Origin of the sequence: Bacillus sp. FSL R5-0603 (genome assembly GCF_038050295.1) — a bacterium.
GTDB lineage: Bacteria > Bacillota > Bacilli > Bacillales > Bacillaceae > Bacillus > Bacillus subtilis.
In genome coordinates, this window is record NZ_JBBOYP010000001.1 from 1,464,488 (window position 1) to 1,490,706 (window position 26,219).

The following is a 26,219-nucleotide window of genomic DNA, read 5'->3' on the forward strand; positions in this document are numbered from 1 at the left end:
CATGGTCGATAAAAAAAGCAGAGGGCATATCAATAGCGACCTTGAATTTAAGAAAAAAAAGCATGCCAGGGAGATGAAATATCAAGTCCTGTCTTTTGGTTTAATGATCGGTCTTACGATTGTTGCATTTCTGACTGTGGCCACGGACGGTGTCGGCAGCTGGTTTACGATTCCTTTCATTATTTTGCTAGCTGCAATTCAAGTCATCTTTCAGCTGTATTATTTCATGCATATGAATCAGAAAGGGCATGAGGCGCCGGCACTGTTTTTGTATTCAGGGGTGTTTGTCGCGTTTATCACTGTGCTTGCGTTTGTGACAATTATATGGTGGTAATTTGAACAGCCGCCGGAGGTGAAGAAATGAATCAGTTGGAGATATTTGGGTTTCGCGCGATGTGGAGCCCTTATCTTTTTTGTATCCTGTTAGGCATTACGGCGCTTTATCTCTATTTTTACAGGCGAATGTCTTCAAAGCCGAATCGAATAACTGGTAAAGAGATGGTGTGCTTTCTGTCGGCGATGCTGTTTTTATATGCAGCCGAGGGAAGCCCGGTTGATCTGCTTGGACATATTATGTTCAGTGCGCATATGGTGCAGATGGCTGTTCTGTATTTGGTTGTCCCGCCGCTTTTGATCGCGGGAATTCCTGCATGGCTCTGGGAAAAAATCATTTTTAGGCCTTCAATCAAACCGGTTTTTTCCTTTTTTACGACGCCTTTAATTGCTTTGCTTTTGTTTAACGGCATTTTTTCTTTATATCATGTACCGCTTATATTTGATACTGTCAAAACCGATCCGTTTTATCATACATTAATCACTTGGCTTATCTTTGTGCTTGCGTTCTTCATGTGGTGGCCGCTTGTTCATAAGGTTGAGCGTCTACGGCAGCTCAGCGGCTTGATGAAGCTGGGTTATATTATGGCGGACGGTATGCTGCTCACACCTGCTTGCGCCTTGATCATGTTCAGCGGTGCACCGTTATATGCCACCTATACAGATCCGGCTGTATGGGCTGAGGCAATGAGGCTTTGTGTCCCAGCGGATATGATGGGGCAGGTCCCATTAACAGGTCCAGAGATGTTGAATACGCTGCCTTTGTTAGAGGATCAGCAGCTCGGAGCAGTCATGATGAAAATCATTCAGGAAATTGTGTACGGTACTTTTTTGGCCATTATTTTTTTCCAATGGGTGAAGAAAGAAAGGGAAAAGGACGGGCAGGAGGAGCCGCCGTATATTCAGCAGACGATATCATAAAAGGTACAGCGAAATATGCTGTACCTTTTCGTTACATTTGAACTGTTTTTAACATGTTGGCTATGTCCTGAATCAGTGCCTTGCTTTTTGTCACAACCTGTACGGGAAACTCTTCCGTTTCTCCATATTCTACTCCATGAGGGTAGTAATGCTTTCCTAGGAGAGGGGACATTAATTGAATCACGGCGCGCCCGCTTCCGACATCGCCTTCTGTCGCAATACCTTGTATCCGCAGGTAAAACGTACCCTCAATCGTCGAAAACTTCTTGTCATAGGTGACTCTCTCGTAATCCCATTGACCCGCTCTGATAAGACCTTTGCTTTCCATTAAGTCGTCTAGCCAGCTGAGCTCAGCCTTAACCCCTTCAAGTCCGCTTTCAGTAAACTTCAACACTGACCCCTCCTTATAAAAATTACCTTTCCTGACAATCATAGTATGAAAGCGTTAAACTTGCAATGAATCTTCTTCTTTTGAAAGTATGCAAAAATTAAATTTTGACGACAATAGCACTAGACTAAAGGAGGTTAAACGGATGACAAAAATAAAAGATCTGATGACAGCCGACTTGCAATATTGCACGGTATTAGATAATGTATATGAAGCTGCAGTAAAGATGAAGGACGCAAATGTAGGAGCGATTCCGGTAGTTGATGAGGACGGGGAAACATTGGTCGGCATCGTAACCGACCGCGATCTCGTATTAAGAGGAATCGCCATCAAAAAACCGAACTCGCAAAAAATCACTGACGCGATGACTGAAAAACCTGTCAGTGTGGAGGAAGATGCTTCAGTCGATGAGGTTCTTCATTTGATGGCATCGCATCAGCTCAGAAGGATACCAGTTACAAAAAATAAAAAACTGACTGGAATTGTCACGCTTGGTGATCTTTCTTTATCTGAGCAAACGAATGAACGTGCCGGCAGCGCCTTATCGGATATTTCCGAAGGTGATAATAGAGAAGAAGGCTTTTTTCATTAACACATAAATCTTTGACATGTTAAATAGGCTGTATTGTAATGGGATGTAAACAAGAGATTGTGAATCGCCACGGGGGTGATAGATTGAAAAATATATTGAGAGCAATGGTTATCCTTTTGATTATCTGCGGAACTTATGTTCTGTTTATTCAATATGGATCTGTTCCTGAAAAGAAATCAAATGACAGCGAGCCTCAGGTGTCGAATGAGGAAGCGCAAAGCGGCAAACGAATACATATGCCGACTTCAGGGTTATTGTCCTTCATGGGCAAGCCCGCCGATGAAGTAACGAAAAAGCTTGGGGAACCTGAACGTATTGACCCTTCGGCTTATGATTACGATTGGTGGGTATACAATCAAGGTAAGGATCAATATATCCAAATCGGGGTATTAAACAATAAAGTTGTCACATTATTCGCGTCGGGTAATGATATTAACGCCAAGCCTTTCAAAATTGGAGAATCAACCGGCGAAGTATTCAAGACCACCCAGGTGGCACCATTTGTGAATGTAGAGTATAAAGGAAATTCCTATCGGTTTGAATTTTCTGAAGAAGATATCAATACAAGACCGACTGTAAAGGTAGGAAAGATGTATGTCCAGCTGTATATGGACAAATTTGAGGGGAAGCTATCCAGCATCAGGGCGTTTGATGCGCAAACCTTTGTAAAGCAAAGACCTTATGAGGTAGTGTACCGCGGGGAATTAATTAAACCGAAAGCCGTTTCAGATGAGAAATGGAAAAAGATCCAAACAACGAGCGAAAAGCAAATCCTTGATTTGACGAATGTCATACGCGTTAAACATGGACTTGCGAAGCTTGAGTGGGATCAGCCGACGGCGGAGGTGGCGTTTGGACATAGTGAGGATATGAAGGAAAATAATTATTTCTCCCATGTCTCTAAAAAATACGGCTCGCTGAAAGACCGCCTAGAAGAAGGGCATGTTGACTTTCAGCAAGCGGGAGAAAATATCGCATACAATTATGTGGACGGTCCGGCTGCTGTAGAAGGCTGGCTGAATAGCGAAGGCCATCGAAAAGCGCTTCTGAATTCAGATTATACGCATCTTGGTGTCGGAGTAGACCGGAAATATTACACCCAAAATTTTATTAAGCGATGGTAATGAAAGCTGCGGACGAATGGTTCCCGGCTTTTTCTATTTCCATACAAGCTGGTCTGAATGAATGTGCTGATAGCTTACAGATAAGGCCGTTTCCCATCCCTTCAGTCAGGCTTTTTCACCAGTGTATAGGGATATCGCTAAAAATTCATTTGGGAATGAATATAGGCGAACACAATGCCCGACAAAACGATACATTGTAGTAGGTAACGATTTTCGGAGGGGGTGAGGATTGTGGCGAATCAACATGCCAATCATTCAATCAATGACTTTAAACAATTCGTCAAAAAGCATCCCAAGCTGATAAAAGAAGTACGCAAAGAACAAAGAAGCTGGCAGGACGTATATGAAAATTGGGTCCTCTTCGGGGAGAGCGACCCGATTTGGGATCCGTATCGGGAACCGGAAGCAGCTGCTGAAGCTGTGCCTGAAACACCGCAAAAAAATGATTTTGTCTCGAAAATGGTGACAGCGGTGAAAAAGATGGATGTCAATCAAATGAACGAACAAATCAATAAAATGAGCCAGTCGATCTCATCGTTGCAAAGCCTTCTTAATACATTTTCCGGAAGCGGACAGAAGCATACTCAGCCAGGCTCTGGACAGCATCCTTTTTCTTTTCGAAAGGATTAAAAAAGGGGAGCTCATATGCGCAAAGAGGTTCAGGAATATATTTTAGCAAACGAAGAACGGAAACGATTCATCAGAGAACAGCCGATATGGTACCGCAGGCTTTCAAGAAAACCGGATGATCTGTCCTCCTTTCAGCTTGAAATGATGAATTTTTATGAAAAAACCATTCCGCATCGGGTGAATCAGTTTACGAACGGGATTCAAATGGCGCAAATGATGATGCAAATGTTTCAAGCGATGCGGACAAAAGATTAAAAGGCCCCGAAAAAGGGTCTTTTTTCATGCGGACATAAGGTTTTGTATATGGCTGCGGTTAAGCATTTTCCAATTGGCTGGTTTCATGGTAAACTAACAACTGGAGGTGCATGTTATGTATGCGACGATGGAATCCGTGCGGCTTCAAAGTGAAGCTCAGCAGCTTGCCGAGATGATTCTGCAGTCGGAGACGGCTGAGAACTACCGCAATTGTTACAAGCGTCTCCAGGAAGATGAAGAGGCAGGGCGGATTATTCGTTCTTTTATCAAAATAAAAGAGCAGTATGAGGATGTACAGCGTTTTGGCAAATATCATCCTGACTATAGAGAAATATCCCGGAAAATGAGGGAGATCAAACGTGAGTTGGACCTGAACGATAAGGTGGCTGACTTCAAGAGAGCTGAAAATGAGCTCCAGTCTATTCTTGATGAGGTCAGCGTCGAGATTGGGACAGCTGTTTCGGAGCATGTGAAAGTTCCGACTGGGAACCCTTATTTTGACGGTTTGTCTTCATGCGGAGGCGGCTGCGGTTCAGGCGGAAGCTGCGGATGTAAAGTGTCCTGACGAGACTGGCCGTCTCGTCTTTTACATATAAGAGAAAACAGGCAGGTGATTGTATTGGAGAATAGGCGTCAGGGCATGGTTGTGTATCTGCACTCCCTAAAGCAGAGCAAAATGCTGAGGAAGTTCGGGAATGTGCACTATGTATCAAAACGATTAAAATATGTCGTACTATACTGTGATATGAACCAAATTGAAAAAACAATGGACAAGATTGCGTCTTACTCATTTGTGAAAAAAGTGGAGCCTTCTTATAAACCGTTTTTAAAATTGGAATTCGAGTCAAAGCTTGATAAGGCAAAAGAATACGATTATAAAATCGGCATATAGCTATAAAAAAATCCCCGCAGGCATCTGCGGGGTCCTTCTATTCCTTAATATGTTAAGGAGAAGGCAAAGGGAGAGGAGAAACCGGAGGAAGAACTTATGGGGAAACGTAAGTCTTCTCCGCGGTTGGCAACAACATCCTCTAGATGCTGTTGCTTATAGTATGGACAAGGATCATGCTGCCTATACACCTGTTTATCAAGATTAGCGTTCATTGTTTGGAAGAATGCTTTATGTTAAGATAGGATTGATTTTTTTCTATGTACATAGCGGCGTCCGGCCGAATAAAGAAACAAAATAGCTTTTAGAAAAAGTGGTGTGGAACATGAGAGTAATTTCTGGATCAAAAAAAGGCCGTTCACTAAAGGCTGTACCCGGAACATCAACAAGACCGACAACCGACAAAGTGAAGGAATCCATTTTCAATATGATCGGCCCTTATTTTGACGGGGGCAGGGGACTTGACTTATTCGCAGGGAGCGGAGGTCTTGGAATCGAAGCGCTTTCACGCGGGTTTGAGCATTGTATATTCGTTGACCGTGATTTTAAAGCGATTCAAACGGTAAAATCTAATTTGAAAACGCTGGAGCTTACAAAACATGCACAGGTATACCGCAATGATGCGGAACGTGCTTTGCACGCTGCTGCAAAGAGAGAAACCGGCTTTCGCGGAATTTTTCTCGATCCACCGTATAAGGAACAAAAGCTGAAAGCACTTTTAACTTTGATTGACGAATATCAAATGCTGGAAGAAGACGGCTTTATCGTCGCTGAGCATGACAGAGAGGTCGAGCTTCCCGAAACCGTAGGAGATCTTGTGATGACAAGAAAAGAAACCTATGGGCTTACAGGTGTGGCGATTTATAAAAAGAGGGGGTAGTGAGGTGGCGAGTATAGCTGTCTGTCCCGGCAGTTTTGATCCGGTGACCTACGGGCATCTGGACATCATCAAACGCGGGGCGCATATTTTTGAACAAGTGTATGTATGTGTGCTGAATAATTCTTCAAAAAAGCCTTTGTTCAGTGTGGAAGAACGGTGTGAGCTTCTGAGAGAAGTGACAAAAGACATTCCGAACATAACAGTTGAAACATCGCAAGGCCTGTTAATTGATTATGCAAAAAGAAAAAATGCGAAAGCGATTTTAAGAGGCTTGAGAGCTGTATCTGATTTTGAATACGAGATGCAGGGGACATCAGTAAACCGTGTGCTTGATGAATCTATTGAGACATTTTTTATGATGACAAACAATCAATATTCATTTCTAAGTTCAAGCATCGTAAAAGAAGTGGCGAGATACAACGGCTCGGTATCAGAGTTTGTACCGCCGGAAGTAGAGCTGGCGCTTCAGCAAAAATTCAGACAAGGATGAGGGTTTTGACTCATCCTTTTTTTGTTCCGTTTGTCAGTCTGTAAGAAAAAATGATAATGTACGTAAACAGCGCGCATAGTGTGACAGCAGGTCCGATCTGCACAAGCAGATTCCAGCCGTTTATAAAGGCAGTTGACATGTCACTGCTGTTAAGAGATTTAAATACATACTGATACGGATCATGCCATGCCGTATAAAGAGGTTTCCATAAAAGCATGACGAAGACAGCGGCATAAACGCCCTGCAGCAAACGTGCGATAAAGAATGGTTTAAATCTAATGTCGGTTTCCGATAAAATACCTGCCACCTGAGCTTGTACGGAAAAGCCGCTAAACCCGAGAATAAAGCTGACGATAATGGCTTTTTGCAGAAGAGAAACATCTGTCTCGCTGACAAGCTTGCTGCCTAATGTAATTTCAAACATCCCTGATAAAAGCGGAATGTCCAATTGAGTCGGAAGCTGAAACAAAGTCAGTGCTCCTTTTGTGAAAACAGACAAAACATCAGTCAGCTGGACCACTGACAACAGCCGATTGAAGACAGAAAATAAAATAATAAAGCCGCCTACCATAAGAAGCGTTTGAACAGAAGACGTCACGGCGTCGCCTAAAATTTTACCTAAGGGCCGTTTTTCTGCAAGTCTGGCGGTATGAAGAGCGTGTAAAGCATCTTTGACTGAAGGAAAAGGTATCGTTTTCTTTCTTCTGAGATGCTGCTCTTCCTTGCGGCCATAGGAGCGCATTGTTAAACCGACGGCAAGATTCCCCAAATAGTGTGCAGAAGCTAATAAAATGCCTAGTGACGCGTTTTGAAAGAAACCGACGGCAACAGCGCCGAAAATAAAGAGCGGGTTTGAAGAATTGGTAAACGACGCGAGCCGTTCTGCCTCTACTCTTGAAATCTGATTTTCCTGCCGCAGACGGGCAGTGAGTTTTGCGCCCGCTGGGTTTCCTGATGCCATTCCCATAGCAAGAACGAAGCCGCCGACACCCGGCACGCGAAAGATCGGCCGCATAAAAGGCTCAAGCAAAACACCGACAAACCGCACAATGCCAAAGCCGATTAAGAGTTCGGACAGAATAAAAAATGGCAGCAATGACGGAAACACAACCTCCCACCACATAGACAGCCCGGTTTTAGAGGCTTCGAATGAGGCCTGTGGATGTGAGATGACAGTCGCTGTTAAAAAAAGAAAAAACGAGGCAATCAAAAGTGTATTAATCTTCGACAAGTTCATTCTTACCTCCCCGATGCTAAAAATGCCCAATGACATGTATATCATGATAAAATAATGTATGATGTAAAACGGCCAAGCAGTACCTGTCCTCTTGATTCTTTGTACTAATATACGAGCATAGGGGTTCAGTTTAGACCATAGAATTCGGTATACAGGGAATTCAGGCAGGAGGTTAACGCTTTGGCCAAACCTAAAATCGGGTTAGCGTTAGGATCGGGAGGGGCCAGAGGGCTTGCTCATCTCGGTGTGCTTTCCAGTTTACATAAGCACCAAATTGAAGTGGATATGATTGCAGGAAGCAGCATGGGCGCTTTGGTGGGCAGTTTTTATGCCGCCGGACATGACGTGGCAACGATGAAAAAAGTAGCCAAAGCCTTTAAACGAAGGCTTTATGCTGATTATACGGTGCCGAAGCTCGGTTTTTTAAAAGGTGACCGCGTCAGACAGCTTGTGCATGCTTATACATTCGGAAAACCGATTGAAGAGCTCCAAATCCCGCTGGGCATTGTTGCGTGTGATCTACAGACGGGAGAAAAGATTGTGTTCCGAAAAGGATCAGTGTCAGATGCAGTGAGGGCCAGCATCAGCATCCCGGGTATCTTTATTCCGCAGCGGCTGGACGGACGCCTTCTTGTAGACGGCGCGGTCGTCGATCGAATTCCGGTTTCTGTTGTGAAAGACATGGGAGCTGATATTATCATCGCTTCGGATGTTTCCAGGGTTCGAAAAACTGAAACAGCAGTGCATATTTTTGATGTGATTATGCAAAGTATGGATATACTGCAAAATGAATTAGTGCGGCATCAAACAATTGCCGCAGATATCATGATTCGCCCTTCCCTTGAAACATACAGCTCAAGCTCGTTTGCCAATATTGAAGAAATGATATCGGCAGGCGAAGAGGCGACAAACCGAATGATCAGCAAGATAAGAAAAGAAATAGAGAATTGGGAGGGCTCATAATTTGCTACGTAAAAAACATTTTAGCTGGATGCTCGTCATCCTCATACTGATCGCCGTTTTATCATTTATAAAACTTCCATACTATATTACAAAACCGGGAGAAGCGACAGAGCTTGCTTCATTGATAAAAGTGGAGGGAGGCTACCCGGAAAAAGGAAGCCTGTCCTTAATGACTGTTAAAGTGGGACCTGCTAATCCGTTTACATATGTGTGGGCAAAGATGCACCCTTATTATGAAATTGTTCCTGATGAGAGCATTAAGGAGGAAGGCGAGTCAGATAAGGAGTATATGAAAAGACAGCTCCAAATGATGAAAAGCTCGCAAGAAAATGCGGTTATAGCCGCCTATCAAAAGGCAGGAAAAAAAGTCAGCTATTCCTTTAACGGCATATACGCAAGCTCAGTTGTAGAAAACATGCCGGCAAAAGGGAAAATAGAAGTCGGTGATAAAATCATCAGCGCAGACGGCAAAAACTATCAGTCTGCTGAAAAGCTGATTGATTATATCAGCAGCAAAAAAGCGGGAGATAAAGTCACGTTAAAGATCGAAAGAGAAGAAAAAGAAAAGCGTGTCACCCTTACGTTAAAACAATTTCCTGATGAGCCGGATCGGGCAGGAATCGGAGTTTCGCTTTATACAGACAGAAACGTGAAGGTAGAGCCTGATATTGATTTTGAAATCGAAAATATTGGCGGCCCGTCAGCAGGGTTAATGATGTCCCTTGAAATCTATAATCAGCTGACAAAACCAGACGAAACAAAAGGCTACGATATTGCGGGAACAGGTACCATTGATGTTGATGGAAAAGTAGGCCCGATCGGCGGCATTGATCAAAAAGTCGTCGCCGCAGACAAAGCCGGAAAAGACATTTTCTTCGCGCCAAATCAAAACGGCGCCAGCAATTCCGATTATAAGAACGCAGTAAAAACAGCAAAAGATATTGATTCAGATATGAAGATAGTGCCTGTTGATACCATGCAGGATGCGATTGATTATTTGAATAAGCTGAAAGCGAAAAGCACCTGATTCTCAGGTGCTTTTTCTATACATTTAAAAAGTGTTGTTCATCTTCATCATATCGAATCGGTGCATGTCCGTATTCCTGCAGGTCAAACTCAGTTCTCAGCGGCTCTTCTATCGGCAGGCTGTAAATCCTGCTTGCTTTTACGTCCAGATCGAGAGCTGGATGGGAGAAAGAGGACAGTTTGCTGACAAGCGGAACAGACAGTGCTTTTTTCTTTTCGGATAAATAAGCCTGTCCTTTTTTCGTCATGCCGAGAAGCCTGATATACGGCGCCTTATCGTTGTCAAGCAGCTTTTGCATATCCTGTTTTTTTGTTCTGGTTAAAATGTGTGTATTCATCCGCTGGAGCCTTGTCCACGTATAGCGTTTTGTTTTCAGCAGTTCCATAAATTCCTGATAGGAGCTGGATTTTCTGATCGAACGAAGAATTCTGTGCTCTAAACCTTCCTCCACCTCGTATACTTGCTGTAATTCCTGTGCCGTTACAGTTGAAAGGCTGTATTTTAAGTAAGAAAAGTAGCTCTCAGGTGTATGCCACAATCCGAAAGATTTGCGGTAAGCTGCTAATTCACGTGCAGATGCAGCAGGGAGAAAACGAAGGCAGGCTTCGAGATTCTGGCCAATCATCGCTTTTCTAATGCTTGTGGCACTTGCGATATGGTTTTCGCCTTCAGGGAGATCGGCATCATGATAGTCCGAAGAGATTCGTGCCGTAGTATAAGGTTTCATAGGATATCCCCCGGTTAGAATCGAGGTCACATACTGGCATCCCAAAATGTTATTTGGTTTTGACAAGTCAAGTGCACTTTCAGTATGCAAAATGGAGCTGAAGGCGCTAGCCGCCGCTGCTGGGTAACTGCCCCCCTTTTTTAGTTCTTCTTTAATTCGGTCATTCAATATATGTTTATGCTCATCAATAAGCTGTGCTGTTTCTAAAAAAGGCTTGATATCCCCATTTTCACTCCCGAAAAACAGCGCCTCACATTCAAGTTCGTTCAGGATGGAAACACTGCCGCGTGCAAAAATGTCTGCTTTTTGCACGGCATAAAGATAAGGCAGCTCAATGACAAGATCAACTCCGCTTTGCAGCGCCATTTTTGTTCGGGCCCATTTTGATACAACAGCGGGTTCCCCGCGCTGTAAAAAATGCCCGCTCATGACCGCGACAGTCGTGTCACACCCGGTTTGCAGCTTTGCTGTTTGGGCATGATAAAGGTGACCGTTATGAAAGGGATTATATTCAACCACCAATCCGACAGCTTTCATATTTTTTCCGCCTTTCTTGCTATGTTTAAAAACGTATGGTACATTTGCAAATGAAAACTCTTACGCCTTATTTTTGTTTTAAGTGTATGCATAGCATATTCCGCTGTCAACGATACTTCAATGGCAGCATTATGCTGTAAAGAAAAAATATTGACAAAAACAATCTTAAAAGCTATAATCATGTTTGTTGCTTTCCTGAGGTGATACAAATGAAATGGACGATTTATCAGCTGCATCAAATGCCAAAACAAAGTTTTGAGTTTGATGAAACAGTTGAGTTAAATGAGCTGACAAAGCTGAATTCTGACATTCGCCGCATTTCTCCCGTCCGGGTGAAGGGCAGAGCGGATATCAAATCCAAACAGGTTTCGTTTGATTTTACAATTTCAGGCGAAATGATTTTGCCATGCTCAAGAACACTCGTTGATGTCCCGTATCCATTTGAAATTTCAACAAAAGAACTGTTTATATTTCATCACACGGATGATATAGAAGATGATGACGTTCACATTGTTGAGGACGATACTATCGACTTAACTCCGATCGTGAAAGAAGAAATTCTTTTAGAAATCCCTATGCAAATCTTTTGTGAATCTGAACAAGAAAAAGGAGCTGCTCCTCAAGAAGGAAAGGATTGGCAAGTCATTTCGGAAGAAGACAAGAAGAATCAAGTTGATCCGAGACTTGCAGCCCTCGAAAAGCTCTTAAAACAAGATGATGAATCTTAACTCTTTAAGGAGGTGGGAATAATGGCTGTACCTTTTAGAAGAACTTCTAAAATGAAGAAAAGATTGCGCCGTACACATTTCAAACTTAATGTACCTGGTATGACAGAATGTCCGTCATGCGGAGAGATGAAGTTGTCTCACCGTGTATGCAAAGCATGCGGATCATACAACGGCAAAGACATAAATGTAAAAAGTAACTAATAAGAAAAGCGCGGGGTGAAAGCCCTGCGCTTTTTCTTTTTCTCTTCCTGTCAGCTTGCGGAAAATTTGTGAGTGCAAATAGTCTATCTAATCTATTACCGGCATATGTATGAGATAAATAAGCTGACATGGAGGGAGATTGAATTTGACCATTACAAGACAAGATGCTTGGACTCAGGATGAGGATTTGCTGCTGGCAGAAGTGGTGCTTCGTCATATTCGAGAGGGAGGAACACAGCTTTCAGCCTTTGAGGAGGTTGGAAGGGCGCTGACCAGAACCGCGGCAGCCTGTGGCTTCAGGTGGAACTCGTATGTGAGAAAACAATACCAGTCAGGTATAGAGCTTGCAAAAAAGCAAAGGAAAGAACTGAGAAAGCAAATCGGCGTTCATTCGGTCAATATGCCGAATTCCATGAAGCAGACTGCCTCGGCATCGTCGGAAGGAAAACGAGATTTGTCCATTCAGGATGTCATTCAATTTCTCGAACAATTCAAAGAAGCACCGTCTGCACAAGAATTTCAGCTTGAAAGGGAAAAATTGAAGGAGCAAATCCAATCGCTGCAAAAAGAGCTTGAGGATTTGCGGAGTGAAAATCAGACATTGCGGAATCAGCTAGAGATGACAGAAGAGGATTACAAGGCACTGATCGATATCATGGATCGGGCCAGAAAAATGGTTGTTTCGAAGGAAGACGGAAGAATGAAAAAAGCGGCTCAAGAAACGTAAAGAAACGCCTGAAATGAACCGGCCCTATAGTAAGAATAGGCCGGTTGTTTTGATTTCTATGCAGACTCTCCCGGTGTCATTTCATGATCCATATCAGGATGCCAGATGAGCGGGTTTTCCCCTTTGTCCCGCGCCATATCATACTTAACAGTTTTAAAGTTCATTTTGTTCCAAAATTCCGCTGATTTCATTCGCGGATTTGTCCGGATCGGCATTTTGAATGATTTTGCAAATTCAACCAAGGCTCTCCCGTATCCCCTGTTCTGGTAGCCCGGAAGAACCTCAAGCTTCCACAGCTCCAAATAATCCTGGCGGTTGTCAAAATAGGGATTCGATTTGCCGTTAACTTGATACAGACTCATTCGTGCTACAAGTTTATCGCCAAAATAAATCCCGTAAAAAGGCGAAGTGCTGTCATTTTCAATAATATTATCTTGAAGTTCTTCAAGCATTGAAAGCTCCTGAATGCCGTATTCTTTGAATTTCTTGAATTCTTCCAGCGTTTTATAGTTGATAAGCAGACGTTCTACCTTTGTCAAACAAATCTCCCCCTTTGTTGTTTCTACATATATTGTAAACGCTTTATTTAAAAAATCCAAATATTTAAACTTTAATTTTAGGCACATGGGATCTTTGAGAAGTAATTTCTTCTTACTTCTGCTATGATAATACGTAAATGCTAAATTGGGTGTGACATCATGAAAATTGGAATTATCGGCGGAGGCTCCGTCGGTCTTTTATGCGCCTATTATTTGTCACTTTATCACGACGTGACTGTTGTGACGAGGCGGCAAGAACAGGCTGCGGCCATTCAGTCTGAAGGAATCCGGCTTTATAAAGGCGGGGAGGAATTCAGGGCTGATTGCAGTGCGGACACGAGTATCAATTCGGACTTTGACCTGCTTGTCGTGACAGTGAAGCAGCATCAGCTTCAATCTGTTTTTTCGTCGCTTGAACGGATCGGGAAGACGAATATATTATTTTTGCAAAACGGCATGGGGCATATCCACGACCTAAAAGACTGGCACGTTGGCCATTCCATTTATGTTGGAATCGTTGAGCACGGAGCTGTAAGAAAATCGGATACAGCTGTTGATCATACAGGCCTAGGTGCGATAAAATGGAGCGCGTTCGACGATGCTGAACCAGACCGGCTGAACATCTTGTTTCAGCATAATCATTCGGATTTTCCGATTGATTATGAGACGGATTGGTACCGTCTGCTGACGGGCAAGCTGATTGTAAATGCGTGTATTAATCCTTTAACTGCTTTATTGCAGGTGAAAAATGGAGAACTGCTGACAACGCCAGCTTATCTGGCTTTTATGAAGCTGGTATTTCAGGAGGCATGCCGCATTTTAAAACTTGAAAATGAAGAAAAGGCTTGGGAGCGGGTTCAGGCCGTTTGTGGGCAAACGAAAGAGAATCGTTCATCAATGCTGGTTGACGTCATTGGAGGCCGGCAGACGGAAGCTGACGCCATTATCGGATACTTATTGAAGGAAGCAAATCTTCAAGGTCTTGATGCCGTCCACCTAGAGTTTTTATATGGCAGCATCAAAGCATTGGAGCGAAATACAAACAAAGTCTTTTGAGCTTTTTCGGTAACATGCTATACTCATTTCGGATCACTAACTATTTATTGGAGAAAGGAAGTTCTAGAAGATGCAGCTAACTGAACTTTCCATCAAAAATCAGAATGTGTTTGTACAGCACTATATAGATGGCAAAGAAGAAATGTCTTCTTTTTTTGATTACAGTATTCATCATAAGGACATGTGGCGCGAAAGACTGAAAGACTTATCTTCCCGGTTTTTCGCAAGAGAGGAATTGGCGGCGTACTTAACCTCTTACCATAATAAATTCGGTTCAAGTGCGATGCAGTCTGCTATTGAGAAGCTGAAGGACCCGTCAAGTGCCGCTGTAGTCGGCGGACAGCAGGCAGGACTTTTAACAGGACCGCTTTACACCATACATAAAATCATTTCAATCATTGTTTTAGCAAAGCAACAAGAAAAGGAACTGCAAGTGCCTGTCATACCAATCTTCTGGGTGGCTGGAGAAGACCACGATTTGGATGAGATTAATTTTGTTCACACATCTGAAGAGAATGGGCCTGTGAAAAAAAAGCTGCCTCAGTCTTATTGGAAGAAATCATCAGCAGCGAGTACATCGCTTGATCAGGAAAAGTGTGCCGCGTGGATAGATGATATTTTTGCCGCTTTTGAAGAAACAGACCATACGAATTCACTTCTCGACAATGTGAAACGATGTTTAAGGGAATCTGTTACGTTTACTGACTTCTTTGAACTGCTGATCGCGGATTTGTTCCAAGAAGAGGGCTTAGTTTTATTAAATTCTGGAGATCCGGGGATTAAAAAGCTGGAAACGACCATGTTCCAAAAGATTCTTCGAGAAAATGATGAACTCGCCCGGGCTGTATCAGATCAGCAGGCCTTCATGCGTCAAGCAGGCTACAAACCGATTATCGAGTCCGGAAAAGAGCAGGCGAATCTGTTTTATGAATACGAAGATGAGCGTTTTTTAATTGAAAAAGATAACGGCCGATTTGTCATCAAAGAGCTTGATCTAGGATGGACGATGGATGAACTTCATACACATATGGAAGAACATCCAGAGCGTTTCAGCAACAATGTTGTAACGAGACCGTTAATGCAGGAATTTCTCATTCCGACTTTAGCATTTATTGCAGGGCCTGGAGAAATCAACTATTGGGGCGAGCTCAAACAGGCTTTTGCGGTGATGGGCTTCAAAATGCCTCCTGTCATGCCAAGGCTGAACATTACGATACTTGAGCGGCATATTGAGAAAAAACTGGCTGAACGGAATATCTCGTTACAAGACGCGATTGAGCACGGAACGGAGAATCAAAGAGAGACATACTTCGAGCGCCAGATTCCGGAAGAGTTTACGGCGGTGATGGATCAGGCGAAAAGCCAAATTGAAGCGATTCACAAAACGGTCCGGCAGGAGGCGTTAAAGGTTGATCAAAGCATGGAACCTTTACTCCTGAAAAATGCCGCTTTTATTCAGGATCAGCTTCAATTCTTAGAGCGCACGGTGACAAAGCGAATTGAAGAAAAAGAAGGCTACGTCTTGAAGGATTATGAAAGAATTCAAAATAGCATTAAGCCGCTTCTTGCGCCGCAAGAACGGATTTGGAATATCATGTATTATTTGAACAGGTACGGTCCAAAATTCTTCACGACATTCAAGAATCTGCCATTTTCTTTTCAAAATCAACATCAAGTTGTCAAACTTTGAAATAAAGTTTTAAAGAACCCTGAATAGTTCAGGGTTTTTTTTTATGGGTAAACAGTGTAAAATGAAGTTGTGGAGCGAAGTGGTGAATAGTGGTGAGTTAAGGAGAGAAAGTGGGGCAAGAGATCATGTTTATGGGGGAATATCAGCATACCATCGATGCGAAAGGCCGCATGATCGTACCCGCTAAATTCAGAGAAGGCCTAGGTGAGCAATTTGTGCTGACTAGAGGACTTGACCAATGTCTCTTCGGCTACCCTATGCACGAATGGAAACAAATTGAAGAAAAACTAAAAGCTCTTCCTCTCACAAAGAAAGATGCCCGCGCGTTTACCCGTTTCTTCTTTTCAGGGGCGACTGAATGCGAACTGGACAAGCAAGGCAGGGTAAATATCGCATCATCTCTATTGAATTACGCCAAACTGGAAAAAGAATGTGTTGTTATCGGGGTTTCTAATCGAATTGAATTGTGGAGTAAAGTAATTTGGGAACAATACACAGAAGAGCAAGAAGATTCATTTGCTGAAATTGCTGAAAACATGATTGGGTTTGATATATAATGATTCTTCGTGTATAACACTCTAAAAACAATTTCAATTCATCCTGATAAAAGGTGGGACCGACACAATATGTTTCAACACAAGACAGTACTTCTTCGTGAAACCGTAGACGGACTTAATATTAAACCAGACGGTACATATGTAGACTGCACACTCGGCGGAGCTGGGCATAGTACATACTTATTGCAGCAGTTATCCGAGAAGGGGCGTTTAATCGCTTTTGACCAAGATGATACGGCATTACAGCATGCTAAAGAAATGTTGTCCGATTATAAAGGACAGCTCATTCTGATTAAAAGCAATTTCAGGTATTTAAAAGAATGTTTGAATGAACAAGGCATTACAGAAGTAGACGGTATTTTATTTGATTTAGGGGTGTCCTCTCCGCAGCTGGATACACCGGAGCGCGGATTCAGTTACCATCATGACGCACCGTTGGACATGAGGATGGACCAGTCGGCTACGCTTTCGGCGAAAGAAGTCGTTAATGAGTGGCGCTATGAGGATCTCGTCCGTATTTTCTTTAAATACGGAGAAGAGAAGTTCAGTAAACAGATCGCCAGAAAAATTGAGGAGGCAAGAATGAAGTCTCCTATTCAAACTACGGGCCAACTGGTCGATCTAATAAAAGACGCGATTCCCGCTCCAGCGAGAAGGAGCGGCGGACATCCCGCTAAACGCGTGTTTCAGGCAATCAGAATTGCCGTAAACGATGAACTTAGGGTGTTTGAAGAAGCTTTGGAGCAGGCAATTGAGGTTTTGAAGCCAGGGGGCAGGGTATCGGTCATTACCTTCCACTCGTTAGAAGACAGAATTTGCAAAACCACTTTTAAAGAAAAGTCGTCGCTTCCGGAACTTCCTCCGGGGCTTCCTGTTATACCGGAAGAGTTTGAACCGGAGCTGAAGCTCATCACACGAAAACCGATTACGGCATCTCAAGAAGAGCTTGAAGAGAACAACCGGGCTCGTTCTGCCAAGCTTCGGATTGCTGAAAAAAGAAAATAACGAAACGCGAACGCAAAATTAAAAGGAGGTCATCAGCCTATGAGCAATTTAGCTTACCAACCAGAGAAACAGCAGCGGCATGCGATCAGTCCTGAGAAAAAAGTGATTGTCAAGAAAAGGGCTTCCATTACTCTCGGAGAAAAAGTGCTTCTTGTCCTCTTTGCTGCGGCGGTGCTCAGCGTATCGCTTTTGATCGTATCGAAGGCGTATGCGGCATATCAAACCAATATTGAGGTTCAAAAGCTTGAGGAGCAAATTTCATCCGAAAATAAGCAAATTGGTGACCTCGAAAAAAGCGTTGCTGATTTAAGCAAACCGCAGCGCATTATGGACATTGCGAAAAAGAACGGCTTGAATTTAAAAGATAAAAAAGTGAAAAACATACAGGAATGATTCAAATGCCAAAAAAGAATAAATTTATGAATAGAGGAGCAGCGATTCTAAGTATTTGTTTCGCTCTCTTTTTCTTTGTCATCCTAGGGAGAATGGCATATATTCAAATAACCGGAAAAGCGAATGGTGAAGTGCTTGCGACAAAAGCGACAGAGCAGCATGAAAAGAAACGGACCATCGAAGCGAGCCGCGGCTCGATTTTAGACCGAAAAGGAAAAGTCATTGCCGAGGACACAGCGACGTATAAATTGATTGCGATTCTCGATAAAAAAATGACCACCGATGTCAAGCATCCTCAGCATGTTGTGAACAAAGAAAAAACGGCAGAAGCATTGTCTAAAGTGATAAACTTGGACAAGGCCGACATCCTTGATATCTTAAATAAAGATGCAAAACAAGTCGAGTTTGGCTCAGCTGGCCGGGATATTACGTATTCACAAAAGCAAAAAATTGAAAAAATGAAACTCCCGGGCATTTCATTTTTGCGGGATACTAAACGCTACTATCCAAATGGTATTTTCGCATCCAATTTAATCGGCTATGCAGAGGTTGATCAAGACACAAATGAAATTTCCGGCGCGATGGGGTTAGAAAAAGTGCTGGATAAGTATTTGAAGGAGCGGGACGGATATGTGACATATGAAAGCGACAAATCCGGCTGGGAGCTCCCGAACAGCAAAAATAAAATTACAGCGCCAAAAAATGGTGACAATGTATATTTAACCATTGACCAGAAAATTCAAACCTTTTTGGAAGACAGCATGACAAAAGTGGCGCAAAAGTATAATCCGAAAAAAATCATGGCCGCAGTCGTCGATCCGAAAACGGGCAAAGTCCTTGCTATGGGACAGCGCCCAAGCTTTGATCCGAACAAGCGTGATGTGACAAACTACTATAATGATTTGATTTCATATGCGTATGAACCCGGATCCACGATGAAGATCTTCACACTCGCTGCTGCAATGCAGGAAAATGTGTTTAATGCGAACGAACAATATAAGTCAGGGACCTATAAAGTTGGCGGCGGAATAGTATATGACCATAACAGAGGTGTAGGTTGGGGCCCTATATCTTTCAAAGACGGAGTACTTAGATCCTCTAACGTAGCTTTTGCCAAATTAGCCAATGAAAAGTTGGGGTTTGATCGTTATAATGAATATTTGCATAAATTTGGTTTTTATCAAAAGACAGGAATCGATCTGCCGGGAGAAGCATCAAGTAAAATGAACTTTAAGTATGATTACGATAAAGCTTCAACTGCATACGGTCAAGCATCCGCAGTCACCCCGATTCAGCAGCTAGAAGCTGCGACTGCCGTCGCAAATGATGGCAAAATGATGAAGCCTTATGTCATTGATCATATTGTTGATCCTGATACGAAGAAAACTGTTTATCAAAATAAACCGGAATCTGCAGGAACACCGATCTCTGCCAGTACAGCTAAAAACGTGCGTAATATCCTAGGAGATGTCGTTTCATCAGACATTGGAACCGGACGCCCTTATAAAATTGAGGGATTTGACGTGGCTGGGAAAACAGGTACAGCACAAATTGCAGGAACAAATGGTTATTTAAAGGGGCGGGATAACTATATTTTTTCATTTATGGGAATGGCTCCTAAAGATAATCCGGAGCTGTTGATCTATGTTGCGGTACAACAACCGCAATTAGAGGATGATGAAACCGGTTCAGAACCAGTATCAGAAATCTTCAACCCGACAATGAAAAACAGCCTGCACTACCTAAACATAGAGCCAACTGAAAAATCTGACTCAGATAAGGAAGAAACAAAAGCGCAGACAATGCCTGATTTAACAGATCAAACGGTAGCTGCTGCTCAAAAGAAAGCAAAAGAGGAGAATCTCACACCAATTGTCATCGGCAGTGATGTCGCTGTAAAAGAACAGTATCCGAAAGCGGATGAGGAAGTTCTCACCAATCAAAAGGTCTTCCTGAAAACGGGCGGCAAAATCAAAATGCCTGATATGACAGGCTGGTCGAGAAGAGAGGTTCTGCAGTACGGCGAGCTCGCGGGAATTCATATTGAAGTAAGCGGACAAGGCTACGCTGTCAGCCAAAGTGTTAAGAAAGACAAAGAAATCAAAGACAAAACCGTAATCAAGGTTAAGTTTAAAAATCCTGATTAAAAAGAAAGCCTGCGTTATGCAGGCTTTCTTTTTTTATGCCTTCAGAGGAGCATCGTTCTACCTGTCCAATTTCAGGCATAAAATGAAACAAGCCTAAATAAGGAGTGAACGGTCTCTTGCGCGTCTCGAATGTAACGGTTAGAAAACGTTTATTATTTGTTTTGCTTTTTGGCGTGATCGTGTTTCTGATCATTGATACAAGGCTGGGGTATGTTCAGTTTGTGATGGGCGAAAAACTGACTTCGCTGGCGAAAGATTCATGGAGTCGGAATTTGCCGTTTGAGCCGGAGAGAGGCGAAATACTGGATCGAAATGGTGTGAAGCTCGCAACAAATAAAAGTGCGCCGACCGTATTCGTCGTGCCGCGCCAAGTTCAGAATCCGATGAAAACGAGCAAGCAGCTTGCGGCGGTGCTCAACATGTCAGAAGAAAAAGTATATAAACATGTGACTAAAAAAGCGTCAATCGAAAAGATCACTCCTGAAGGGAGAAAAATTTCAAATGAGAAGGCGAAAGAAATCAAAGCGCTTGATTTAAAAGGTGTGTATGTTGCGGAGGACAGTATCCGTCATTACCCGTTCGGCAGCTTTTTATCTCATGTGCTTGGATTTGCAGGAATTGACAACCAAGGACTCCTTGGATTGGAAGCCTATTACGACGATGATTTAAAAGGGGAAAAAGGTTCTGTTAAGTTTTATACAGATGCCAAGGGTAAAAAAATGCCTGATGAAGCAGATGACTATACGCCGCCTAAGGATGGGCTTGATATGAAGCTGACGGTTGATTCAAAGGTTCAGACGATAATGGAAAGAGAGCTTGATAACGCTGAGGCCAAATATCATCCGGACGGCATGATTGCCGTAGCCATGAATCCGAAAAACGGAGAAATTTTGGGAATGTCTAGCAGGCCTGACTTCGACCCTGCTGATTACCAATCTGTTGATCCGTCCGTCTACAATCGAAATCTGCCAGTATGGAGCACGTATGAACCGGGATCTACCTTTAAAATTATTACACTTGCAGCAGCCCTTGAAGAGCAAAAAGTAAATTTGAAACGGGATCAATTTTATGATAAAGGGCATGCGGAAGTGGACGGAGCGAGACTGCGGTGCTGGAAAAGAGGCGGGCACGGGCTGCAGACGTATCTGGAAGTTGTGCAGAACTCCTGCAACCCGGGGTTTGTTGAATTGGGCGAGCGCTTAGGAAAGGAAAAGCTTTTCAAATATATCAAAGACTTTGGTTTTGGACAAAAAACGGGGATTGATCTCCAAGGCGAGGGAACAGGCATCTTATTCCCGCTTGAGAGAGTGGGCCCGGTGGAGCAAGCAACTACGGCTTTCGGACAGGGAGTATCCGTCACGCCGATTCAGCAGGTTGCAGCAGTATCCGCCGCTGTAAACGGAGGAACGCTCTACACACCTTATATTGCAAAGGAATGGATCGATCCTGTTACGAAGAAAACGGTCAAAAAACAATCACCAATCGCAAAGAAACAAGTCATTTCTGAGGAAACATCCAAACAAATCCGCTATGCTCTAGAAAGCGTCGTCGCAGAAGGCACCGGCCGCAATGCATTTGTAGAAGGATATCGTGTCGGAGGTAAAACGGGAACTGCGCAAAAAGTTAAAGATGGAAAATACCTTGAAAACAACCATATTGTATCATTTATCGGTTTCGCGCCAGCTGATGATCCGAGTCTAGTCGTCTACGTTGCGGTGGATAACCCGAAAGGCACGATTCAGTTTGGCGGAACGGTTGCAGCGCCTATTGTCGGGAGTATTATGAGAGACAGCCTGCCGGAACTTGGTGTGAAGCCCCGGAAAAACCAAATCGAGAAAAAATACCAATGGAACGACACAAAAACAATAGAAGTTCCGAATGTTGTAGGGATGTCTGTCTCAGATCTTGAGTCACTATTGGTGAATCTCAATGTGGATGCTTCCGGGAAAGGGAGCAAAATCGTTAAACAATCGCCAGCTGCCGGAACGAAAGTAAAAGAAGGCTCAAAGATACGCGTGTATTTGACTGAAGAAGATGAAAAGGAGGCAGCCGATTGATTCGGGCTGCCTATTCTTTTATTGCAGAAAAAATGCTGATATCTTTCAAGATTAGCTGGATGTATCCTTTTATTTACGCTAAAATATGAACTGTATGCTTAAAATCATTACCACATCATTTGATGTGACTTCAATGATAAAAAGAACGAATTAGAATGTTGAGAGGTTTGATACGATGAAACTTACAAAGCTGCTTACATACTTAACAACCGAACCTTCTGTAAACGACTCACAAGACCCTGAAATAACTTCAATTGAGATGGACTCCAGAGAAGTAAAGAAAGGGAGTCTTTTTGTATGTGTAAAAGGGTATACGGTGGATGGCCACGATTTTGCGCAAAAAGCAGTAGAAAACGGCGCAGCGGCTATTGTGGCAGAAAGAGAGGTCGATGTGAATGTTCCTGTTATTATTGTCCGGCAGTCACTTCGCGCGCTCAGCGTTTTGTCTGATGCGTTTTACGGACAGCCGACGAAGAAGCTTCAGCTGATTGGCATAACAGGGACAAACGGCAAAACATCAACGACCCACATGGTTGATGAGATTCTGAAAAAAGCGGGAAAACGCACAGGCTTGATCGGTACAATGTACATGAAAATCGGAGACGAAACACTTCCTGTTAAAAACACGACTCCGGAAAGCGTCACGCTGCAGAAAACGTTTAAGAAAATGAATGACAAGCACGTTGACACTGCAATCATGGAGGTTTCTTCCCACGCTTTGTCTTTAGGACGCGTCCATGGCTGTGATTATGATATTGCCGTGTTTACGAATTTAACACAGGACCATCTGGACTATCATAAAACGATGGATGAGTACCGGCATGCAAAAAGCTTGCTCTTTTCCCAACTTGGCGGGGCTTTCAACCATGAACATCCAAAGCGTGCCGTCCTGAATGCTGACGATGAGGCGAGCGCTTATTTTGAAAAGGTAACAGCTGCGCATATCTCTACATACGGAATTAAAAACAATGCTGATGTGATGGCGAAGAACATCCGTATCACTGCACAGGGCACAAGCTTTGAACTCGTGACAAACAAAGGCACGAAGCACATCACGATGTCTCTCGTCGGACAATTTAATGTGTATAACGTGCTGGCCGCTGTTGCGACATGTATTGCAGCAGGCATACCGTTTGAAATCATCACTGAGGCTGTTGAAGAATTGCATGGTGTAAGAGGCCGTTTTGAATTGGTCAATCAGCAGCAGGAGTTTCCTGTCATTGTAGACTACGCGCACACACCGGACAGCCTTGAAAATGTGCTGGAGACATGCAGAGATATGACGGAAGGAAAGCTATTTGTCGTTGTCGGCTGCGGAGGAGACAGAGATAAGACGAAGCGCCCGAAAATGGCTAAAATTGCTGTGGAGCTGGCTGACGAGCCGATTTTCACGTCAGATAACCCGAGAAGCGAAGATCCTCGCGCGATTTTAAGAGATATGGAAGCCGGAGTAGAGAACGCATACTATCACAGTATTGCAAACCGCGAGCAGGCGATCTTTTTCGCAATTGCCAATGCCAAAAAAGGCGACGTTGTCCTCATTGCCGGAAAAGGACATGAAACCTATCAGCAGATCGGAAATGAAACTTTCGATTTTGATGATGCTGAAGTAGCGGCGAGAGCCATTGTTGAACTCAATAAGAATAAGACGAATTCATAGGAAAGAGATGTTACTGAATAATGGAGCTTGAAAAGATTTTTCATATGGAAAAAAATCATGAATATGATAACTACGTATGTCGTTTGAAAGAAACAGGAGGAGAAAAGGACAATGCTTGAGCAAGTCATTCTGTTTACAATTTTAATGGGGTTTTTAATTAGTGTTCTGCTCTCTCCGATTCTTATTCCGTTTTTAAGAAGATTAAAATTCGGCCAGAGTATTAGAGAAGAAGGACCGAAATCACATCAGAAAAAATCAGGGACACCGACAATGGGCGGGGTCATGATCATACTTTCTATCATAGTGACAACAATTGTTATGACACAGAAGTTTTCAGAAATAAGCCCCGAAATGGTGCTGCTTCTGTTTGTTACGCTAGGCTACGGTTTGCTTGGCTTTTTAGATGATTACATCAAGGTTGTCATGAAGCGCAATCTTGGGTTGACATCAAAGCAAAAGCTGATCGGACAAATTATTATTGCAGTTGTATTTTACGCTGTGTATCATTACTACAATTTTGCGACGGATATTCGCATTCCTGGAACTGACTTATCATTTGATCTTGGCTGGGCTTACTTTATCCTTGTGCTCTTTATGCTTGTCGGCGGATCAAACGCAGTTAACCTGACTGACGGCCTTGACGGGTTATTATCCGGTACTGCGGCGATTGCCTTTGGCGCCTTTGCCATTCTGGCATGGAATCAATCTCAATATGACGTAGCGATTTTCTCAGTTGCCGTTGTCGGTGCAGTTCTGGGCTTCCTTGTATTTAATGCTCATCCGGCCAAAGTTTTTATGGGAGATACGGGATCGCTTGCATTGGGAGGAGCCATCGTTACCATTGCCATTTTAACGAAATTAGAGATCCTGCTGGTTATCATCGGCGGTGTATTCGTTATCGAGACATTATCCGTTATTTTGCAGGTCATCAGCTTTAAAACGACAGGTAAACGAATCTTTAAAATGAGTCCGCTTCATCACCATTATGAGCTTGTCGGCTGGTCTGAATGGAGAGTAGTCGTGACGTTTTGGACTGCGGGACTTTTGCTTGCCGTTTTAGGAATTTACATCGAGGTGTGGTTATAAGTGGAAAATGATCAATTTTTACAGAAACAGCATTTTTTAATTCTTGGGCTTGCGAAAAGCGGATATGCGGCGGCCTCCATTCTTCATGAAAAAGGCATTTATGTTGCAGTCAATGATCAAAAGCCTTTTGAAGAAAATGAACCGGCACAAAAGCTTTCTGAAAAAGGAATCGAAGTTGTTTGCGGAGAGCATCCAGTTTCTCTGTTTGATCAGCATCAAATCACGATTCTGATCAAAAACCCGGGAATTCCTTATGAAAATATTATGGTTCAGGAAGCGGAGAAACGAGGCATTCCGGTTTGGACGGAAATTGAGCTCGCTTACTACCTGACCAGCGCCAAGTTTATCGGGATTACCGGATCGAACGGTAAAACGACCACGACAACGCTAATTTACGAAATGCTCAAAGCTGACTCGCAAAAAGCACTGATTGCCGGAAACATCGGCACAGTCGCAAGTGAGGTTGCCTATCATGCTGATGGAGATGAATGGATCGTTACTGAACTGTCTTCGTTTCAGCTGATGGGAACACACGCTTTCAGACCGGAAATCAGCCTGATTTTAAATGTATTTGACGCCCATCTGGATTATCACCATACGCGCGAAAACTATGAAAAAGCGAAACAGAAAGTGTACCTTCATCAGACTGCTTCAGATAAAGCTATTGTCAACCAGGATGATGAAACCGTCGTGCGTCTTGCTGAAGCCGGAAAAGCCGAAATCGTCCCATTTTCAGTCAGCAAAACGCTTGAACAGGGCGCATATGTAAAAGACAGTATGATTATGTTTAACGGCGAAGCCATTCTTCCTCTGGAAGAGGTTGTGCTGCCCGGTGCTCATAACCTGGAGAACATTTTAGCAGCTATTGCAGTTGCGAAAACGGCAGGAGCATCCAATGAGGCGGTTAAAAAGGTGCTGACAAGCTTTACTGGTGTGAAGCACCGCCTCCAATATGTCACAACTGTGAATGGCCGCAAATTTTATAACGACAGTAAAGCAACAAACATTCTGGCGACAAGCAAGGCGCTTTCAGCTTTTGATAAGCCGGTTATTCTGCTTGCGGGCGGACTGGATCGCGGAAATGGTTTTGATGACTTGAAACCTTATATGAAGCATGTCAAAGCAGTGCTTACATTTGGCCAGACGGCGCCAAAACTCGAGAAACTCGGCAATGAACTGGGAATACAACATGTCAAACGTGTCGATAATGTTGAACAAGCAGTATCTGCGGCGTTTGCGCTCTCAAATGAAGGAGATGTCATCCTGCTGTCACCCGCGTGTGCGAGCTGGGATCAATTCAAAACATTTGAAGAACGCGGTGACATGTTTATAGATGCCGTGCATATGCTTAAGTAAGGGCTTGTCTTGAAGTAAATCGGC

30 protein-coding genes are annotated in these 26,219 nt (G+C 43.3%); 25 read left to right on the plus strand and 5 right to left on the minus strand.

From position 1 onward, the window contains the following. Position 1 precedes the first annotated feature (1 nt). A complete protein-coding gene (ctaF, locus tag NYE56_RS07605) occupies positions 2-334 on the plus strand; it encodes a cytochrome c oxidase subunit IVB (protein ID WP_003232242.1) in 333 nt (110 codons plus the stop codon). A gap of 26 nt (positions 335-360) precedes the next feature. Beyond that, on the plus strand, positions 361-1,254 hold the full coding sequence (gene ctaG / locus NYE56_RS07610) for a cytochrome c oxidase assembly factor CtaG (RefSeq protein ID WP_046664162.1): 894 nt from the start codon (positions 361-363) through the stop codon (positions 1,252-1,254). A gap of 31 nt (positions 1,255-1,285) precedes the next feature. On the opposite strand, the gene NYE56_RS07615 is transcribed toward ctaG, so the two are convergent. After that, on the minus strand, positions 1,286-1,648 hold the full coding sequence (locus NYE56_RS07615; RefSeq protein ID WP_124059824.1) for a YugN family protein: 363 nt from the start codon (positions 1,646-1,648) through the stop codon (positions 1,286-1,288). A 139-nt stretch (positions 1,649-1,787) separates the two neighbouring features. Between NYE56_RS07615 and NYE56_RS07620 the strand changes: the two genes are divergently transcribed. From NYE56_RS07620 to coaD, 8 genes are all read left to right on the plus strand, one after another. Continuing rightward, the gene (locus NYE56_RS07620) at positions 1,788-2,234 is read left to right on the plus strand and encodes a CBS domain-containing protein (protein ID WP_003221362.1); all 447 of its coding nucleotides are present in this window, start codon (positions 1,788-1,790) and stop codon (positions 2,232-2,234) included. Positions 2,235-2,317: 83 nt separating this feature from the next. Further along, a complete protein-coding gene (locus tag NYE56_RS07625; RefSeq protein ID WP_014479713.1) occupies positions 2,318-3,358 on the plus strand; it encodes a CAP domain-containing protein in 1,041 nt (346 codons plus the stop codon). Positions 3,359-3,589: 231 nt separating this feature from the next. Next, positions 3,590-3,988, plus strand: a complete 399-nt coding sequence (locus NYE56_RS07630; RefSeq protein WP_341283683.1) for a YlbD family protein — start codon at positions 3,590-3,592, stop codon at positions 3,986-3,988. Between the two features lie 15 nt (positions 3,989-4,003). Continuing rightward, on the plus strand, positions 4,004-4,243 hold the full coding sequence (locus NYE56_RS07635) for a YlbE-like family protein (protein WP_003232231.1): 240 nt from the start codon (positions 4,004-4,006) through the stop codon (positions 4,241-4,243). A 115-nt stretch (positions 4,244-4,358) separates the two neighbouring features. Next, positions 4,359-4,808 carry a regulatory iron-sulfur-containing complex subunit RicF gene (gene ricF, locus NYE56_RS07640; RefSeq protein ID WP_003221370.1) on the plus strand — a complete coding sequence of 150 codons (450 nt, stop codon included), beginning with the start codon at positions 4,359-4,361 and terminating at the stop codon, positions 4,806-4,808. A 54-nt stretch (positions 4,809-4,862) separates the two neighbouring features. Then, positions 4,863-5,135 (plus strand): YlbG family protein, encoded by a 273-nt coding sequence (locus tag NYE56_RS07645; RefSeq protein WP_015715839.1) that lies wholly within the window; start codon positions 4,863-4,865, stop codon positions 5,133-5,135. A 322-nt stretch (positions 5,136-5,457) separates the two neighbouring features. Continuing rightward, entirely contained in the window at positions 5,458-6,012 is a 555-nt protein-coding gene (gene rsmD, locus NYE56_RS07650; protein WP_015483196.1) for a 16S rRNA (guanine(966)-N(2))-methyltransferase RsmD, read from the plus strand. Between the two features lie 4 nt (positions 6,013-6,016). Further along, positions 6,017-6,502: a pantetheine-phosphate adenylyltransferase gene (gene coaD, locus NYE56_RS07655; RefSeq protein WP_003245283.1), complete on the plus strand. Its 486-nt coding sequence runs from the start codon at positions 6,017-6,019 to the stop codon at positions 6,500-6,502. A 10-nt stretch (positions 6,503-6,512) separates the two neighbouring features. On the opposite strand, the gene spoVV is transcribed toward coaD, so the two are convergent. Then, a complete protein-coding gene (spoVV, locus tag NYE56_RS07660) occupies positions 6,513-7,739 on the minus strand; it encodes a dipicolinic acid transporter SpoVV (protein WP_003245492.1) in 1,227 nt (408 codons plus the stop codon). 180 nt (positions 7,740-7,919) lie between these two features. Between spoVV and NYE56_RS07665 the strand changes: the two genes are divergently transcribed. Together NYE56_RS07665 and ddcP are read left to right on the plus strand one after the other, a co-directional pair. Next, entirely contained in the window at positions 7,920-8,702 is a 783-nt protein-coding gene (locus NYE56_RS07665) for a patatin family protein (protein ID WP_003232221.1), read from the plus strand. A gap of 1 nt (position 8,703) precedes the next feature. Beyond that, positions 8,704-9,729 (plus strand): protease DdcP, encoded by a 1,026-nt coding sequence (gene ddcP / locus NYE56_RS07670; RefSeq protein WP_014476730.1) that lies wholly within the window; start codon positions 8,704-8,706, stop codon positions 9,727-9,729. A gap of 16 nt (positions 9,730-9,745) precedes the next feature. Here ddcP and NYE56_RS07675 read toward each other — a convergent pair whose 3' ends face one another. Both NYE56_RS07675 and NYE56_RS07680 read right to left on the minus strand, forming a co-directional pair. Continuing rightward, complete coding sequence (locus NYE56_RS07675; RefSeq protein WP_268555254.1) at positions 9,746-10,993, minus strand: nucleotidyltransferase; 1,248 nt, start codon at positions 10,991-10,993, stop codon at positions 9,746-9,748. Continuing rightward, a complete protein-coding gene (locus tag NYE56_RS07680; RefSeq protein WP_003232215.1) occupies positions 10,990-11,175 on the minus strand; it encodes a hypothetical protein in 186 nt (61 codons plus the stop codon). The genes NYE56_RS07675 and NYE56_RS07680 overlap by 4 nt, the downstream gene beginning before the upstream one ends. 27 nt (positions 11,176-11,202) lie before the next feature. Here NYE56_RS07680 and NYE56_RS07685 point away from each other — a divergent pair, with 27 nt between their 5' ends. The 3 genes from NYE56_RS07685 (at position 11,203) to gerR (ending at position 12,649) form a co-directional block, all read left to right on the plus strand. After that, entirely contained in the window at positions 11,203-11,721 is a 519-nt protein-coding gene (locus tag NYE56_RS07685; protein WP_014479718.1) for a YceD family protein, read from the plus strand. Between the two features lie 21 nt (positions 11,722-11,742). Next, positions 11,743-11,922: a 50S ribosomal protein L32 gene (gene rpmF, locus NYE56_RS07690; RefSeq protein ID WP_003154457.1), complete on the plus strand. Its 180-nt coding sequence runs from the start codon at positions 11,743-11,745 to the stop codon at positions 11,920-11,922. A gap of 145 nt (positions 11,923-12,067) precedes the next feature. Then, entirely contained in the window at positions 12,068-12,649 is a 582-nt protein-coding gene (gene gerR / locus NYE56_RS07695; RefSeq protein WP_015383592.1) for a sporulation specific transcriptional regulator GerR, read from the plus strand. Positions 12,650-12,705: 56 nt separating this feature from the next. Here the strand turns inward: gerR and NYE56_RS07700 are convergent, their stop codons facing one another. Beyond that, positions 12,706-13,188, minus strand: coding sequence for an N-acetyltransferase (locus tag NYE56_RS07700; protein WP_014476736.1), 483 nt, complete (start codon positions 13,186-13,188; stop codon positions 12,706-12,708). 159 nt (positions 13,189-13,347) lie between these two features. Between NYE56_RS07700 and NYE56_RS07705 the strand changes: the two genes are divergently transcribed. The 10 genes from NYE56_RS07705 to murD all read left to right on the plus strand — a co-directional run bounded on the left by NYE56_RS07705 (position 13,348) and on the right by murD (position 26,195). After that, complete coding sequence (locus tag NYE56_RS07705) at positions 13,348-14,244, plus strand: 2-dehydropantoate 2-reductase (RefSeq protein ID WP_268555253.1); 897 nt, start codon at positions 13,348-13,350, stop codon at positions 14,242-14,244. Between the two features lie 70 nt (positions 14,245-14,314). Beyond that, positions 14,315-15,934: a bacillithiol biosynthesis cysteine-adding enzyme BshC gene (gene bshC, locus NYE56_RS07710; RefSeq protein ID WP_268555252.1), complete on the plus strand. Its 1,620-nt coding sequence runs from the start codon at positions 14,315-14,317 to the stop codon at positions 15,932-15,934. A 125-nt stretch (positions 15,935-16,059) separates the two neighbouring features. Continuing rightward, the gene (gene mraZ / locus NYE56_RS07715) at positions 16,060-16,491 is read left to right on the plus strand and encodes a division/cell wall cluster transcriptional repressor MraZ (RefSeq protein WP_003221402.1); all 432 of its coding nucleotides are present in this window, start codon (positions 16,060-16,062) and stop codon (positions 16,489-16,491) included. A 69-nt stretch (positions 16,492-16,560) separates the two neighbouring features. Beyond that, positions 16,561-17,496 (plus strand): 16S rRNA (cytosine(1402)-N(4))-methyltransferase RsmH, encoded by a 936-nt coding sequence (gene rsmH / locus NYE56_RS07720; protein ID WP_015383596.1) that lies wholly within the window; start codon positions 16,561-16,563, stop codon positions 17,494-17,496. A 39-nt stretch (positions 17,497-17,535) separates the two neighbouring features. After that, positions 17,536-17,889, plus strand: coding sequence for a cell division protein FtsL (ftsL, locus tag NYE56_RS07725; protein ID WP_003232200.1), 354 nt, complete (start codon positions 17,536-17,538; stop codon positions 17,887-17,889). A 5-nt stretch (positions 17,890-17,894) separates the two neighbouring features. Next, positions 17,895-20,036, plus strand: coding sequence for a penicillin-binding protein 2B (gene pbpB, locus NYE56_RS07730; protein WP_445684724.1), 2,142 nt, complete (start codon positions 17,895-17,897; stop codon positions 20,034-20,036). A gap of 116 nt (positions 20,037-20,152) precedes the next feature. Beyond that, positions 20,153-22,093, plus strand: coding sequence for a stage V sporulation protein D (locus tag NYE56_RS07735; RefSeq protein ID WP_024572516.1), 1,941 nt, complete (start codon positions 20,153-20,155; stop codon positions 22,091-22,093). Positions 22,094-22,268: 175 nt separating this feature from the next. Then, the gene (locus tag NYE56_RS07740; protein ID WP_268555250.1) at positions 22,269-23,753 is read left to right on the plus strand and encodes a UDP-N-acetylmuramoyl-L-alanyl-D-glutamate--2,6-diaminopimelate ligase; all 1,485 of its coding nucleotides are present in this window, start codon (positions 22,269-22,271) and stop codon (positions 23,751-23,753) included. Between the two features lie 111 nt (positions 23,754-23,864). After that, on the plus strand, positions 23,865-24,839 hold the full coding sequence (gene mraY / locus NYE56_RS07745; protein WP_072175964.1) for a phospho-N-acetylmuramoyl-pentapeptide-transferase: 975 nt from the start codon (positions 23,865-23,867) through the stop codon (positions 24,837-24,839). Continuing rightward, positions 24,840-26,195 (plus strand): UDP-N-acetylmuramoyl-L-alanine--D-glutamate ligase, encoded by a 1,356-nt coding sequence (murD, locus tag NYE56_RS07750; RefSeq protein ID WP_268555249.1) that lies wholly within the window; start codon positions 24,840-24,842, stop codon positions 26,193-26,195. The last annotated feature ends 24 nt before the right edge of the window (positions 26,196-26,219 follow it).